Raw genomic sequence first — 13,323 nt, 5'->3', positions numbered from 1 at the left:
GGGTGCGTGGACGTGGACTGGGAATCCCTGCGAGCCGCGGCCAACGCGGCCATGCGACGGGCGTACGCGCCGTACTCGGGCTTTCCCGTGGGAGCCGCCGCGCTTGTCGACGACGGGCGGGTGATCTCCGGCTGCAACGTCGAGAACGCCTCCTACGGCGTCGGGCTCTGCGCCGAGTGCGGCCTGGTGTCGGCGTTGCACGCCTCGGGCGGCGGCCGGCTGGTGGCGTTCGCCTGCGTCGACGGCAACGGCTCGCCGCTGATGCCGTGCGGCCGGTGCCGGCAGCTGCTGTGGGAGCACGGCGGCGCGAAGCTGCTGGTGGACCACGTCGGCGGGCCGCTGACGATGGCCGAGCTGCTGCCGTACGCGTTCGACGAGGTGGACCTCGGCCGGGTGGCGACCGCGGCGGCGGCGACCGAGGGGGTGGCGGGCGGCCTCACCGGCAGCCTCGACCGCTCCGAACGGGTCCCCGCCACGCTCGCGCACGTGGTCGGCACGGGCACCGTCTTCCTGCACCCGGACGTGGCCGGCGGCCAGCAGGTGTGGACCGGCTACTGGAGTGCCGACCAGGGCGGCGCGATCATCGAGGAGGCGCCGGTGTGGGGCGGTGCGCCCGACGCCGTCGCCTGGGGCCGGGCCCGCACGCCGCGCGTGGTCGTGGTGGACGGCCAGGGCGGCACGTACTGGGCCGGCGCGGGGACCCGCCCGGCGGACCTGACCGAGGACTGGCACCCGTGAGCGCGCCGCACAAGCCCGTCAGCCCGCCCGACAAGCCGTGAGCAGGACGCACCCATGAGCAGCAGCTTCAGCGCGGTAGAGGTCATCCGGACCAAGCGCGACGGCAAGGTCCTTTCCGACGCCGCCATCGACTGGGTGATCGACGCCTACACGAAGGGCGCGGTGGCCGACGAGCAGATGTCGGCCCTGGCGATGGCGATCCTGCTGCGCGGCATGACGGCCGGCGAGATCGCCCGCTGGACGGCCGCCATGATCGCCTCCGGCGAACGCCTCGACCTCTCCGCCGTCGAACGCCCCACCGTCGACAAGCACTCCACCGGCGGCGTCGGCGACAAGATCACGCTGCCGCTCACGCCGCTCGTCGCCGCGTGCGGGGCGGCCGTTCCGCAGCTGTCGGGGCGGGGGCTGGGGCACACCGGCGGCACGCTCGACAAGCTGGAGGCGATCCCGGGTTTCCGGACGCGGCTGTCCAACGAGGAGTTCGTGGCGCAGCTGTCGGAGGTCGGCGCGGCGATCTGTGCCGCCGGGGAGGGGCTGGCACCCGCCGATCGCAAGCTGTACGCCCTGCGCGACGTGACGGGCACGGTCGAGGCGATCCCGCTCATCGCCAGTTCGATCATGAGTAAGAAGATCGCCGAGGGCACCGCCGCGCTGATCCTGGACGTGAAGTTCGGCTCGGGGGCGTTCATGCGGGACGTCGAGGACGCCCGCGAACTGGCCCGCACCATGGTCGCCCTGGGCACCGCGCACGGCGTCACGACCAGGGCGCTGCTGACCGCCATGGACACCCCGCTCGGCCTGGCGATCGGACACTCGGTGGAGGTCGAGGAGACCCTGGAGGTGTTGGCCGGCGGCGGCCCGCCCGACGTGGTCGAACTGACCCTGGCGCTGGCCCGCGAGATGCTCGACGCGGCCGGGCTCGACGCCGATCCGGAGAAGGCCCTGCGCGACGGCCGGGCGATGGACTCGTGGCGGGCGCTGGTGCGGGCCCAGGACGGGGATCCCGACGCGGCGCTGCCGGTGGCGCCGGAGACGGAGTTCGTGCGCGCCGAACGGGACGGCTTCGTCGCCGGGATCGACGCGTACGGCATGGGGGTCGCCGCGTGGCGGCTCGGCGCCGGCCGGGCCCGCAAGGAGGATCCGGTGTCGGCGAGCGCGGGCGTCGTGCTGCACCGCCGGCCGGGGGACCGGGTCGCGGCCGGAGACGTGCTGTGCGAACTGCGTTCCCAGGAGAAGGAGCGAATCCCGGCGGCGCGCGAACTCGCGGTCGCGGCGGTGACCGTCGCGGACGCCGCGCCCGAACAGGGGCCCCTGATCCTGGAGACGATTACGGACCGCTGAGCGGGTCACCCGGCCCGACCGGCGAGGGAGTGACTGAGGGTAGTCGATCGTTGTCGCTGCGCCCAGGCGATGGTTACAGTCCTCCCGAGGAGGGCGCCGTGACCGTACCCGCACCGGACCCCGTCGAGATTCGCGAATCGAGCCTCGACGTGCTCGAGAAGTTGCGCCTGCCGGTGCCCGCGTCCGGGTTCCCGCTGGTCTGGGAGCCCGGCGACGAGCTGGCCCTGCGCCCCCGCGCCGAGATCGAGGCACGGGTCGCGATTCTCAACGTCGTGCTGGCCCGCAGCTTCGGCATGCCGCCCGAGCGGGCCATGGAGTGGCTGCTCGACGCGCGCCTCGTGGAGCAGCTCACCGGCCCCGAGTGGCGCTTCGTCGTCTCCGACAAGGGCGACACCATGGCGTTCTCGCTGCATCTGGAGGCCGTCTTCGCACTGGCCTGGGTGATGGGACTGACCCCGGACCTCGATCCGCTGTACCCGTCCGTCGACGACCTCACCCGCCGTCTGCCCGTTCTGCCTCAGGGGGAACGCTTCAACGAGTGGCGCGCCCGCACCCTCGCCGCACCGCGCGGGGCGGCCGAGGTCGCGGCCATGCTCGACATGTACTACTGCCTCGACTGGGCCTATCTGGAGTCCGAACGCCGCCGGCTGCCCCTGCCCGGGCAGGTCGACTCCAACACGATCGGCCAGCGCCGGTGGGCGTTGGAGTGGGCGGTCGTCTTCCACGGGCCGTATCACGACGCGCCGCTGACCTGGGAAGAGATCGACCTCTCCGTCTGAGGCCTAGCGCAGTTCCTCCGCGACGTCGTTGTAGAGCTGCTCGGCGGTCGGCACGAGGTCGCGCAGTGTCTTCTCGGCGGTCGCGGGATCCATGTGCTTCGGGACGTTCCGGGCCACCCTGAAATAGGAGACCTTGATGACGGCGTTGCCGGTGCGGCCCACCGCCACCAGGTCGGTCGACTCGTCCTTGTCCAGCCGCTTGACCGTGAAGGACACCAGCCCCACCTGGCCGACGCCGTAGGTCTGCTCCACGCGGGTCTCCTCGATCGAGGGGATCTGCGGTCGGTCCAGATAGACGGCGAACTCGAACCTCTCCTGCGCGTTCTCGACGCTGTCCGTGAACTTCTCGCGGTGATAGATGTCCACCTCGACGTGCAGGATGAAATCGGTGCCGTTCCACTCGCAGCGGTAGGTGCCGTCCTTCGGGTCGCCGGAGAGCCCGCCGATGATCTGCTTGGCGACGTCGCCGTTCATCAGCTGGCAGGCGCTGGGGATCGCGCTGTAGGGGCCGTTCTCCTGGGTGAAGTAGACCAGCGCGGTGACGCCCGGCCCGCCGAGGCACACCACGGCGACCACGATCAGCAGGAAGACCAGCCCGCCGCGGCCACGCCGGCGCGGCGGTGGCGGTGCGAAGCCGGGCGGCGGTGGATAGCCGGGCGGCGGGTATCCGTACGCGGGCCGCTGGTCCTGCGGGTATGGCTGCACCCGCGACACCGTAGCGGCAGACGGCACTCCTGCTCCGTGGGAGTTTTCCCGCGTGGTGCGAAAGCGCCCTCAGTCCCTCGGGTCGCCGGCCTTCACGAGGTCCACCGGTGCCCGTTCGGCTCCGGGCTCCGGCAGCGTCGCCTCGCGCAGCCCGAACTTCTCGTGCAGCCTGCGCAGCGGCGCCGGCGCCCACCAGTTCCACCTGCCGAGGAGGGTCATCGTCGCGGGAACCAGCAGACAGCGCACGATCGTCGCGTCGATCAGCACGGCGACCGTGAGCCCGAGCCCGACCTCCTCGATCTGACCCACCCGCGCGCCGGCGAAGCAGGCGAACACGACCACCATCAGCAGCGCCGCCGATGTGATGATCCGGCCGGTGTGCTGCAGCCCGCGCCGCACGGCGGTGTCGGAGTCGACCCCGCGTTCGACGTACTCCTTGATCCGGCCGAGCAGGAACACCTCGTAGTCCATCGACAGCCCGAACGCGAACGCGAACACGATCACGACGATGAACGGCGACAGCCCGCCGATGGTGAGCGTGTGCAGGACGTCCTCGCCGTACCCGTACTCGAAGACGGCCACCAGCACGCCGAACGTGGAGCCGAGCGAGATGACGTTCGCCAGGATCGCCTTGATCGGGACCACGACGGACCCGGTGAACGCGAACAGCAGCAGCACCATCGCGAGCAGCGTGACCCCGACCGCCCACGGCAGCCCGTCGTAGATCAGGTCCATCAGGTCGACCAGGATGGCGGCGTCGCCGGTGACCCACGACTCGCCCGGCGGCCGGTCGTCGCGCACCCGCTCGACGAGCGCCTGGGCCGCCTCGTCCTGCGCGCCGCCCCTGAGCACGAGCTGCACCTGGGAGATGTCGTGCCCGGTGGCCCGCGCCGGGCGGACCTCCGCGACGGCGGCGTCGGTGCTCCACCGGCCGGCCCACGCGGTGAGCTGTTCCGGCGTGGTGCGCGCGACGACGAGCACGGTCGGCGCGGACTCCAATCCGAACCGGGCCGTCCGGGCGTGTTCCACCTGGACCGACTCGAGGTCGTCGGGGAGCCCTTCGAGCTGCGGCAGGATGACGGTGGCGGTCAACAGCGGAAGGCCCATGGCGATCAGCGCGGCGGCGGTGAGCAGCGCGACCGGCCACGGACGCCGCTGCACGAAGCCGGAGAGCCGGGCGAAGAAGCCGTGGTCGTCGGAGTCCTTGGACGCGGCGGCCGGCTTGATCCGGTTGCGCGCGAACGCCAGCAGCGCGGCCGTGAACGTCAGCGAGGTGACCATGGCCATGAGCGCGATCGAGACGCCGGCCGCGCCGAGGGCAGCCAGCGCCGAGATGTCGAACATGAGGAGCCCGGCCAGCGCCGCCGCCACGGTGAGCGCACTGAACATGATCGTGCGGCCGGCCGTCGCCCACGCCCGCGCCGTCGCCTCCTCCGGGTCGAACCCGGCACCGCGTTCCTCGCGGAAACGGGCCACCAGCAGCAGTCCGTAGTCGATCGACAACCCGAGGCCCATCAGCGTGACGACGGTCACGACGTTCTGGTCGAGATCGGTTAAGTAGGAGAATCCCAGGAGAACCGTCATCGCGGCGGCGACCGAGAAGGCGGCGGTGAGCACCGGGAGCCCGGCGGCGACCAGCCCGCCGAAGACGACCACCAGCACCAGCAGCGTGACCGGCAGCGAGATGATCTCGGCCCGCTGCAGGTCCACCTGAACGGTCTGGTTGACCTCCCGGTTGAGGACGGTGTTGCCGCCGACCTTGATCTTCGCGTCGGGCTGGCCCGCCGCGCGCAGCTTCGCGGCGATCCCGTCCAGCCGGCCGGTCAGCCCGTCGATGGTCTCGCCCTTGACCCGGTCGTCCTCGGCGGGCTTGAGCACCACGCTGATCAGCAGCGCGCGGCCGTCCCGGGCGATCATCGCCGGCGCGGCCGGTGAACCGTCGAACGGGTGCGCCACCTCCTTGACCGCCGGATCGGTGCGCAGGTCCTCGGCGAACAGTGACACGACATTGCGCACCGGTGCCGACGCGGCGTCGACGCCGTCGACCAGGGCGACCACCGTGCCGCCGGACTCGTTGCCGGCACCGAGCACGTCGAACGCCTCGATCGACTCGACGCCCCGCGGGTTGTTGTCGCCGACCAGCCGGTCGAAGACGGCACCCGCCGAGGCGCCGCCGGCGCCGACCGCGAGGACCCAGATGAGCAGCACCCACCACCGGTGACGGAAGCACCAGCGGCCGACCCCCGCGATCGCACCCAACGTCGTCACTCCTCCGCTCGTCGCCAGGTGCTGATCCGCACCGAGGCGGTGACCGTGCCGCCCGCCGGCCGGGCGGCCTGCTGATGGTGGGCGTTGGGACCCATCGCCACGAACGCGGCCGCGTCCTGCCCGGACAGCCGCAGGCTCGTGCGCAGTCCCGCCTCATCTTCCCGGATGAACCACGGCGCGAGGGTCGAGGCCAGCCGTTCCGCCTTGGCGGGGTCGACGCGGACCGTCAGGTGCAGCTCACGCAGGTGCTCGTCGGTGGGCGTCACGACGACCAGCCGGCCGCCGGGCGCCAGCACCCGGGCGAACTCGGCGCCGTCGCGGGGGGCGAAGACGTTCAGGAGGGTGGTGGCCGCGTGGTCGGCCAGCGGCAGCCGCCGCCAGGCGTCGGCCCGCACGGCCGTCAGCCGGGGGTGTGCCCGCGCGGCCCGCCGCAGCGCGGCCTTGGAGACGTCGAGTCCGAGTCCGAGGTCGTCGGGCCGGCCGTCGAGCAGCGCGGCCAGGTGATGCCCCGTTCCGGCCCCCACGTCCACGATCACTCCCCGGGGGAACGGCATGAGCACGTCGCGCAGCCCGTCCGTGAGGAAGGCGAAGTGGCCGGCGCCCTGCACCGCCTCGCGCGCCTGCACCATCGGCGCGGTGTCGCCCTCGTGCGTGACCCGACCGGGGGTGAGGTCGACGTAGCCCTGCCGGGCCTGATCGAACGTGTGCCCTTTTTTGCAGCGCAGCCCGCTGTCGGCGGGACACAGGGTGCCGCCGCAGTGCGGGCAGCGCAGGAGGTCGACTATCCGTTGATCCACCCGTCCATCCCTTCGGGCGCGCACTAGGGTCTTCGCATGGCACCGACCTATGACGAGATCCGGCTCGCCCCCAAGGTCCTACTGCACGATCACCTCGACGGCGGCCTGCGGCCGTCCACCGTGGTCGAACTCGCCGCGGAGGTCGGGCACGAGCTGCCCGCCGACTCGGCCGACGCCCTGGGGGAGTGGTTCACCAGGGCCGCCGACTCGGGCTCGTTGGAACGGTACCTGGAGACGTTCAGCCACACGGTCGCTGTCATGCAGACGGCTGAGTCGCTGCACCGGGTCGCCGCCGAGTGCGCCCTCGACCTGGCCCGCGACGGGGTGGTCTACGCCGAGGTGCGGTTCGCGCCCGAGCAGCACCTGACCCGCGGACTGACGCTGCCGGAGGTGGTCGAGGCGGTGCTGGCGGGCTTCGTCGACGGTTCCGCGCGGGCGGCCGCCGAGGGCAAGCCGATCCGGATGGGCACGTTGTTGACCGCGATGCGGCACGCCGCCCGTTCGATGGAGATCGCCGAACTGTCCGTGCGCTACCGGGACGGCGGCGTCGTCGGCTTCGACATCGCCGGTGCGGAGGCGGGGTTCCCGCCCACCCGGCACCTGGACGCGTTCGAGTATCTCCAGCGGGAGAACTTCCACTTCACCATCCATGCCGGCGAGGCCTTCGGGCTGCCGTCGATCTGGCAGGCGATCCAGTGGTGCGGGGCGGACCGCCTCGGTCACGGGGTGCGGATCGTCGACGACATCGATCCGGCGGACCGGTCATTGGGCCGGCTCGCCGCTTACGTGCGCGACAAGCGGATCCCGTTGGAGCTGTGTCCCTCGTCGAACGTGCAGACCGGCGCGGCCCCGTCGATCGCGGAGCACCCGATCGGCCTGCTGCGTGACCTCCGCTTCCGGGTGACGGTCAACACCGACAACCGCCTGATGAGCGGCACCTCGATGTCGCGGGAGATGGCGTTGCTGTGCGACGCCTTCGGCTACGGGTGGACCGAGTTGCAATGGTTCACCGTCAACGCGATGAAGAGCGCATTTATCGCATTCGACGAACGACTCGCGCTCATCAACGATGTGATCAAGCCAGGGTACGCCAAGCTCGGCGCCGCGTGATTGTCGGGTGTACCAACGGTGTGCGCAACCGATGCGCACACCGTGTCCGCGTCATACCGCCAGTCAGCGTCAACATACGGGCGGTACCGGGATCGTCCGGTCGGCTCATTCCGAGTGCTCGGGCTAGTGTCCGGATCACGGGCTTTGGTCTTGTTTCCTACCAAAGAACGGTGTCCGAATAAGGGCTTTGGTCCCGAAATTAATAAGGACAAATCGTGTTCTTTCCCCGCCCACCGCGCGGTCCAACCATCTCCATACATATGCGATCCCGGGCATCCTGGGCTTTCTTTGGGGCAACGGACGTGGTGGAATCTCGGAGGTCTGGCCGGATCGAGCCGGACGGTTACGGTTGCCCTGGCAAGTGTGGGCGCCGGTATGGAGGGGCGGTGAGGTGAGCGATCGGCCGATGACGGAGAACCCCAGGTTCTCCCGTCTGCGCAACCCGGTGGGCCGGCTCCGCGACCTACCGATCTGGTCCAAACTCGGACTGATCATGATCGTTCCGACGATCGCCACGATCGTGGTGGGTACCGCGGGACTCATCGAAAACGTCGACTCCGCCAACGGGGCCGACCGGACGCGCACCCTGTCCCGGCTCTCCGAGCAGGCCGGCGGGCTGATCCACGACCTGCAGAACGAGCGCGCCGCCGCCATCCTGCTCGCCGGTTCGCCGGAAGCGGGCAAGGCCGAGGCCAAGGCCGCGTTCGACAAGGTCACACCGCAGACGGACAAGACGCTGCAGGGCTACCAGTCCAGCCGTTCCGCCGTCGCGGACGTGGACGACACCGCCAATCCGGTGCTCAAGCAGGTCGACGGCCAGCTCAGCGACATCCCCGTCATCCGGGAGCAGCTGCGCAGCGACAAGGGCCTCGCCCAGTCCAACCTGGCGCACCGCTACCAGGAGATCGTCGACGGTCTTCTCTCGGTCAAGCAGGCCTCCGCGCGGCTCACCAACGAGCCCGAGCTGAGCGTCGACCAGCAGAACGCGTACGCGATCTCGGAGCAGAAGGAGTTCCTCACCCAGGAACGCATCGTCGTGCTCCGGGCGCTCGCCGCCGGCGAAGGCGGCATGACCAGCGTGCTGCAGCAGGAGTTCGACAGCCGGATCGCGCTCCGCCAGGAGGCCGAGGCGCGGTTCAAGGAAAACGCGCTGCCCAGCCAGAAGGAGCTCTTCGAGCAGACGCTCTCCGGTGGTGACCTGCGCAAGGCCGTTCTCTACGAGGGCCAGGTGGGCTCCGCCCAGGGCGCCGGCCTGACGTTCACCGCGGTCGACTGGGACAGCGCGATGTCGGCCTACGCCGACCGGCTGCGCGAGGTCGAGCACGAGATGGACGAGGCGATCGTCGAACGCGCCACCATCGAGCGGGACAACCTGCAGCGCACCGTTCTCGTCGAGACCGGCCTGCTCCTGGCGATGCTGCTCCTGGCGATCCTCTTCGCCTGGCTCGTCGCCCGGTCGATGGCCCGCTCCCTGCGCGAACTGCGCCACGGCGCGCTCACCGTCGCCCAGTACGGCCTGCCGCAGGCGGTGGCCCGACTGCGCGATCCCGCACTGGCCATCCAATCCTCGCCGGATCAGGTAGCGCGCCAGATCTCGGAGCCGCTGCCGGTGCGCAGCCGGGACGAGTTCGGGCAGGTGACCGAGGCGTTCAACGCCGTTCACCTCGAAGCGGTGCGTACCGCGGCCGAGCAGGCCCAACTGCGCGCCAGCGTCGCGACGATGTTCGTCAACCTCGCCCGCCGTTCGCAGATCTTGGTCGACCGGCTCATCGGTCACCTGGACCGCCTCGAACGCGGTGAGGAGGACCCGGACCGCCTGGCCGAGCTGTTCCAGCTGGACCACCTGGCCACCCGAATGCGGCGTAACGACGAGAACCTCCTGGTCCTCGCCGGTGCCGACTCCTCCCGTGTGCAGCGCGAGCCGGCGCCCCTCATGGACGTCCTCCGCGCCGCGCAGTCCGAGGTGGAGCACTACACCCGCATCGAGTTCGGCACGATCGACCGGGACGTCGAGATCGCGGCGCACGCGGTCAACGACATGGTCCACCTGATCGCCGAGCTGCTCGACAACGCGACCGCGTTCTCGCCGCCGGACTCCGCCGTCGTCGTGGAGGCCCGTCGGGTCGGTGACCGCGCCGTGCTGCTGGTCGAGGACCGCGGCATCGGCATCAGCCCCGACCAGATGCGCGAGCTCAACGACAAGCTGGCCAACCCGCCGGTCGTGGACGTCGCCGTCTCCCGAATGATGGGCCTCGTCGTGGTCGCCCGGCTGGCGGCCCGGCACGGCGTCAAGGTGGAACTGCGGCGCGCCCAGGAACGCGGCACCGTCGCCGACATCGCCCTGCCGGCCGGTGTGCTGGTCCAGCGGGCGATGGCCGGACGGACCCCCACCTCGCAGATGCCGATGGTGGGCGCGGGTGCCGGCCCGGCCCCCGCACCCGAGCGGCAGCTTCCGCCGTCGCTCCCGCCGCAGCCGGCTCCGACCAGCGGCTCCCGCGCACTCGCGCTGGAGGGCAGCCAGGGCATTCCGACCCGGCAGTCCGGCTTCCAGAGCGCTGGTGCGGGTGCCAACGGGCTCACCCCGGCCGGTGTCGGCCCGTCGTCGCCCAGTGCGTTCGTCGGCAACAACGGCCCCGTCCCGGGCAACGGCGCGCTGCCGTCCCGGCCGCAGGCCGCGCCGACCTCCGGTGGCGCCGCCTCCGGTGGGTTCGGCGGGTTCAGCAAGCCGCCCTCGGGTGGCGACCGTCCGATGCGCGGTGGCGGCGACGCGCCTCCGCCGGCGCGCCCCGGCCCGCAGCGTGCCCTGCCGCCGTGGTCCGACCTGACGGGTGCCACGCCGGTCGTGCCCAACAACGGCAACGGCACCATGCCTCCGCCGCCCGTTCCGGCCCCGGACAGCTCGCTCCCGCAGCGTCGCGCCGGTGACCACTGGACCGTCGACGGCGAGGTCTCTTCGGACCAGGGTGCGGGCGACAACGGTTCGCTGATTCCGCGCCAGCGTCCGACGACGCCCGAGGCGTTCCACTCCGGCCCGCCGGCCGGTCCGGCCACGCCGCCTCCGGCGCTGCCCCCCGCGGGCAGCCAGTCGGCGCCGCTGCCGGCCCGTCCGACCGGTCCCCTCGGTGGTCCGCCGTCCGGTCCGACCCCGCCGCCCGCGTGGCCGCCGGTCGCGCCGACGCCGTCGCCGGAGCCCGAGCCGGCAGCCGCCGATTCGATCTTCGGTCCGGCCGTCGACATGACTGCCGAGATCCCGCGGCTGCGGGACGACTGGGAGCCGCCGCAGGGTTCGCGCAGCAACCTTCGCCCGGAGCTGCCGAGCGAGGAGCAGCTGGCCGCGATGCCGGCCATGGACGAGACCATGGAGCTGCCGATCTTCCGGTCGGTGGAGTCCAAGTGGTTCAGCACCAAGCGGCCGTCGCCGATGGACGCGGAAAACGCGCCGTCGATCGAGGCTCCGGCCGCGATCTCGGCCAACGGCACGGCGGCTGCGCCGTCGCTCAACGGTTCGGCGGAACGGCAGGCTCCCACGGCTCCCGCCGCTTCGGAGCAGCCGGCCACGCCGCCCTCGGGTGGCCGCGCCGGCGGTATCACGGCGCTGCCGACCCGTCCCACGACGCGGGGGCCCAACCCGGCCGACGCGGCACCGTTCTCCGACAGCCCGTACGGCAGCCCGCCCTCGACCGCCGACAGCCCGTACGGCACGCCGCCGTCGCGGCCCGCTGAGCCGGCCCCGTCGATGGCTCCGGCCGCCGCGATGTCACAGCCCGGCACCGGTCCGGTTCCGGGGGACAGGGTTGGTCCGGGCGAGCAGGTAACCTGGCGTACGGCAGCCGACGAGGGCTGGCAGGCCGCCGAGGCGATCGTGGAGGAACGGGACTTCAGCCTTACGGAGACCGGTCTGCCGAAGCGGGTGCCGATGTCGCAGCTCGTTCCGGGCGGCATCGAGAAGAGCACGACGACAGCGCACCGACGCACTCCCGAGGGTGTCCGGGGCCTGCTGTCCGCGTACCACCGGGGCGTCCAGCGTGGACGCACCAGCCAGCAACCGACTACCGCTGATTCCGGCGCGTCCCAGGCAGGGGCACGGAACCCGCAGGGTGGCAAGGAGCACGAAGCATGACATCGACCCAGGACCTCGGTTGGTTGCTCGCCAACTTCGCCGATCGCGTACCAGGTGTCGCACACGCGGTGGCGGTCTCGGCGGACGGCCTGCTTCTGGCGGCTTCCCGGGATCTGCCCCGGGACCGTGCCGACCAGCTTTCCGCCATCGCTTCCGGGCTCGTCAGCCTCACCCAGGGCGCCTCGCGTTGCTTCGAGGGCGGTGCGGTGCTGCAGACCGTTGTCGAGATGGACAACGGCTTTCTCTTCCTGATGTCGATCTCGGACGGCTCGTCGTTCGCGGTGTTGGCCGCGCGGGCATGCGACGTCGGTCAGGTTGGTTATGAAATGGCGCTGCTGGTTGACCGGGTCGGTGACGCTTTGACACCGGCTCCGCGACCCGCAGCATCGATGCTTGGCTAAATTAAGCGGTTGGTGCAGGATGCGGAAGCGTTGAGGAGGTGAACGGCGAAATGGCGGATCGGGACGAACCAACAGGCGCGCTTGTGCGGCCATACGCCGTGACCCGAGGCCGCACCCGGCCCACCCTTGAGATCGCGATTGAAGCGCTCATCGAGACCACGGTGCGCGGCCGGACTGCGGGGAGCCGGCCGGGCGGAAACCATGGCCAGGAGCAGCAGTACATTGCCACGTTGTGCGATGGCAGGGTGCAGTCGCTCGCGGAGATCGCGGCGCGATTGCATCTCCCCTTGGGTGTGGCCCGGGTGCTCATCGCCGATATGGCGGAGGACGGCCTGGTCTCGGTACATGAGCCGGCCTCGTTGGACGACAACGAGCCGGTGGGCACAGAACTGCTGGAGAGGGTGCTCAGTGGACTTCGGAGGCTCTAACATGACGCCACGCCCCGCCTCCGGGCGGGTCACATCAGCCAAGATCGTTATTGCCGGCGGATTTGGTGTCGGCAAGACGACGCTGGTGGGCTCGGTCTCGGAGATCACCCCGCTGACAACCGAGGCCGTCATGACCTCGGCCGGCGTGGGGGTGGACGACACCCGGCAGGTGCCCGGCAAGCTCACGACCACGGTCGCGATGGACTTCGGCCGGATCAGCATCGACCGGGACCTGATCCTGTACCTGTTCGGTACGCCGGGTCAGACGCGGTTCTGGTTCATGTGGGACGAGCTCGTGCGCGGTGCCATCGGTGCCGTGGTCATGGTCGACACCCGCCGGTTGGCGGACTGCTTCGCGGCCATCGACTTCTTCGAGCACCGTCGCCTCCCGTACCTGGTGGCGATCGACTGCTTCGACGGCGTTCAGTACCACAACGCCGACGACGTCCGGGAAGCGCTGGCGATCTCCAGCGACGTTCCGGTCGTGCCGTGCGACGCGCGTACCCGCGAGTCGACGAAGCAGGTGCTGATCTCGCTCGTCGAGTACGTCCTCACGATGCGTCGGACGCGCTCCCCCGAACGGGTCTAGGACTGAGCCTTCAAAAGCCCGCCACGGCGATCGTGGCGGGCTTTTCG

At 71.1% G+C, this 13,323-nt stretch carries 11 protein-coding genes; 8 read left to right on the top strand and 3 right to left on the bottom strand.

Features of this window, described 5'->3' with window-relative positions; translation table 11 throughout:
• Window positions 1–6 precede the first annotated feature (6 nt).
• From Val02_RS39990 to Val02_RS39980, 3 genes are all read left to right on the top strand, one after another.
• Window positions 7–738 carry a cytidine deaminase gene (locus Val02_RS39990; RefSeq protein ID WP_203904546.1) on the top strand — a complete coding sequence of 244 codons (732 nt, stop codon included), beginning with the start codon at window positions 7–9 and terminating at the stop codon, window positions 736–738.
• 54 nt (window positions 739–792) lie between these two features.
• On the top strand, window positions 793–2,079 hold the full coding sequence (locus Val02_RS39985) for a thymidine phosphorylase (protein ID WP_203904545.1): 1,287 nt from the start codon (window positions 793–795) through the stop codon (window positions 2,077–2,079).
• A 98-nt stretch (window positions 2,080–2,177) separates the two neighbouring features.
• Complete coding sequence (locus Val02_RS39980) at window positions 2,178–2,858, top strand: DUF4272 domain-containing protein (RefSeq protein ID WP_203904544.1); 681 nt, start codon at window positions 2,178–2,180, stop codon at window positions 2,856–2,858.
• A 3-nt stretch (window positions 2,859–2,861) separates the two neighbouring features.
• Here Val02_RS39980 and Val02_RS39975 read toward each other — a convergent pair whose 3' ends face one another.
• The 3 genes from Val02_RS39975 to Val02_RS39965 form a co-directional block, all read right to left on the bottom strand.
• A complete protein-coding gene (locus Val02_RS39975) occupies window positions 2,862–3,563 on the bottom strand; it encodes a hypothetical protein (RefSeq protein WP_203904543.1) in 702 nt (233 codons plus the stop codon).
• Between the two features lie 69 nt (window positions 3,564–3,632).
• Window positions 3,633–5,831, bottom strand: coding sequence for an MMPL family transporter (locus tag Val02_RS39970; RefSeq protein WP_239153695.1), 2,199 nt, complete (start codon window positions 5,829–5,831; stop codon window positions 3,633–3,635).
• On the bottom strand, window positions 5,828–6,628 hold the full coding sequence (locus Val02_RS39965) for a putative RNA methyltransferase (protein WP_239153694.1): 801 nt from the start codon (window positions 6,626–6,628) through the stop codon (window positions 5,828–5,830). Before Val02_RS39965 ends, Val02_RS39970 begins: the two co-directional genes overlap by 4 nt.
• Before the next feature lie 36 nt (window positions 6,629–6,664).
• Here Val02_RS39965 and Val02_RS39960 point away from each other — a divergent pair, with 36 nt between their 5' ends.
• The 5 genes from Val02_RS39960 (at window position 6,665) to Val02_RS39940 (ending at window position 13,276) form a co-directional block, all read left to right on the top strand.
• Entirely contained in the window at window positions 6,665–7,738 is a 1,074-nt protein-coding gene (locus Val02_RS39960; RefSeq protein WP_203904542.1) for an adenosine deaminase, read from the top strand.
• Between the two features lie 406 nt (window positions 7,739–8,144).
• Window positions 8,145–11,858: a sensor histidine kinase gene (locus Val02_RS39955; RefSeq protein WP_203904541.1), complete on the top strand. Its 3,714-nt coding sequence runs from the start codon at window positions 8,145–8,147 to the stop codon at window positions 11,856–11,858.
• Window positions 11,855–12,259, top strand: a complete 405-nt coding sequence (locus Val02_RS39950) for a roadblock/LC7 domain-containing protein (protein WP_203904540.1) — start codon at window positions 11,855–11,857, stop codon at window positions 12,257–12,259. The genes Val02_RS39955 and Val02_RS39950 overlap by 4 nt, the downstream gene beginning before the upstream one ends.
• Window positions 12,260–12,309: 50 nt before the next feature.
• Window positions 12,310–12,687 (top strand): DUF742 domain-containing protein, encoded by a 378-nt coding sequence (locus Val02_RS39945; protein ID WP_203904580.1) that lies wholly within the window; start codon window positions 12,310–12,312, stop codon window positions 12,685–12,687.
• A 1-nt stretch (window position 12,688) separates the two neighbouring features.
• Window positions 12,689–13,276, top strand: a complete 588-nt coding sequence (locus tag Val02_RS39940; protein WP_203904539.1) for a GTP-binding protein — start codon at window positions 12,689–12,691, stop codon at window positions 13,274–13,276.
• Window positions 13,277–13,323: the final 47 nt, after the last annotated feature.

It is taken from the genome of Virgisporangium aliadipatigenens (assembly GCF_016863615.1).
Taxonomy (GTDB): domain Bacteria; phylum Actinomycetota; class Actinomycetes; order Mycobacteriales; family Micromonosporaceae; genus Virgisporangium; species Virgisporangium aliadipatigenens.
This window is presented reverse-complemented; position numbering and strand designations above follow the sequence as displayed.

What these genes read in the sequence shown, in the direction of transcription:
- Val02_RS39945 (WP_203904580.1), top strand. Translation starts at nt 12,310, where the DNA reads ATGGCGGATCGGGACGAACCAACAGGCGCGCTTGTGCGGCCATACGCC.
- Val02_RS39950 (WP_203904540.1), top strand. Translation starts at nt 11,855, where the DNA reads ATGACATCGACCCAGGACCTCGGTTGGTTGCTCGCCAACTTCGCCGAT.
- Val02_RS39955 (WP_203904541.1), top strand. Translation starts at nt 8,145, where the DNA reads ATGACGGAGAACCCCAGGTTCTCCCGTCTGCGCAACCCGGTGGGCCGG.
- Val02_RS39985 (WP_203904545.1), top strand. Translation starts at nt 793, where the DNA reads ATGAGCAGCAGCTTCAGCGCGGTAGAGGTCATCCGGACCAAGCGCGAC.
- Val02_RS39940 (WP_203904539.1), top strand. Translation starts at nt 12,689, where the DNA reads ATGACGCCACGCCCCGCCTCCGGGCGGGTCACATCAGCCAAGATCGTT.
- Val02_RS39960 (WP_203904542.1), top strand. Translation starts at nt 6,665, where the DNA reads ATGGCACCGACCTATGACGAGATCCGGCTCGCCCCCAAGGTCCTACTG.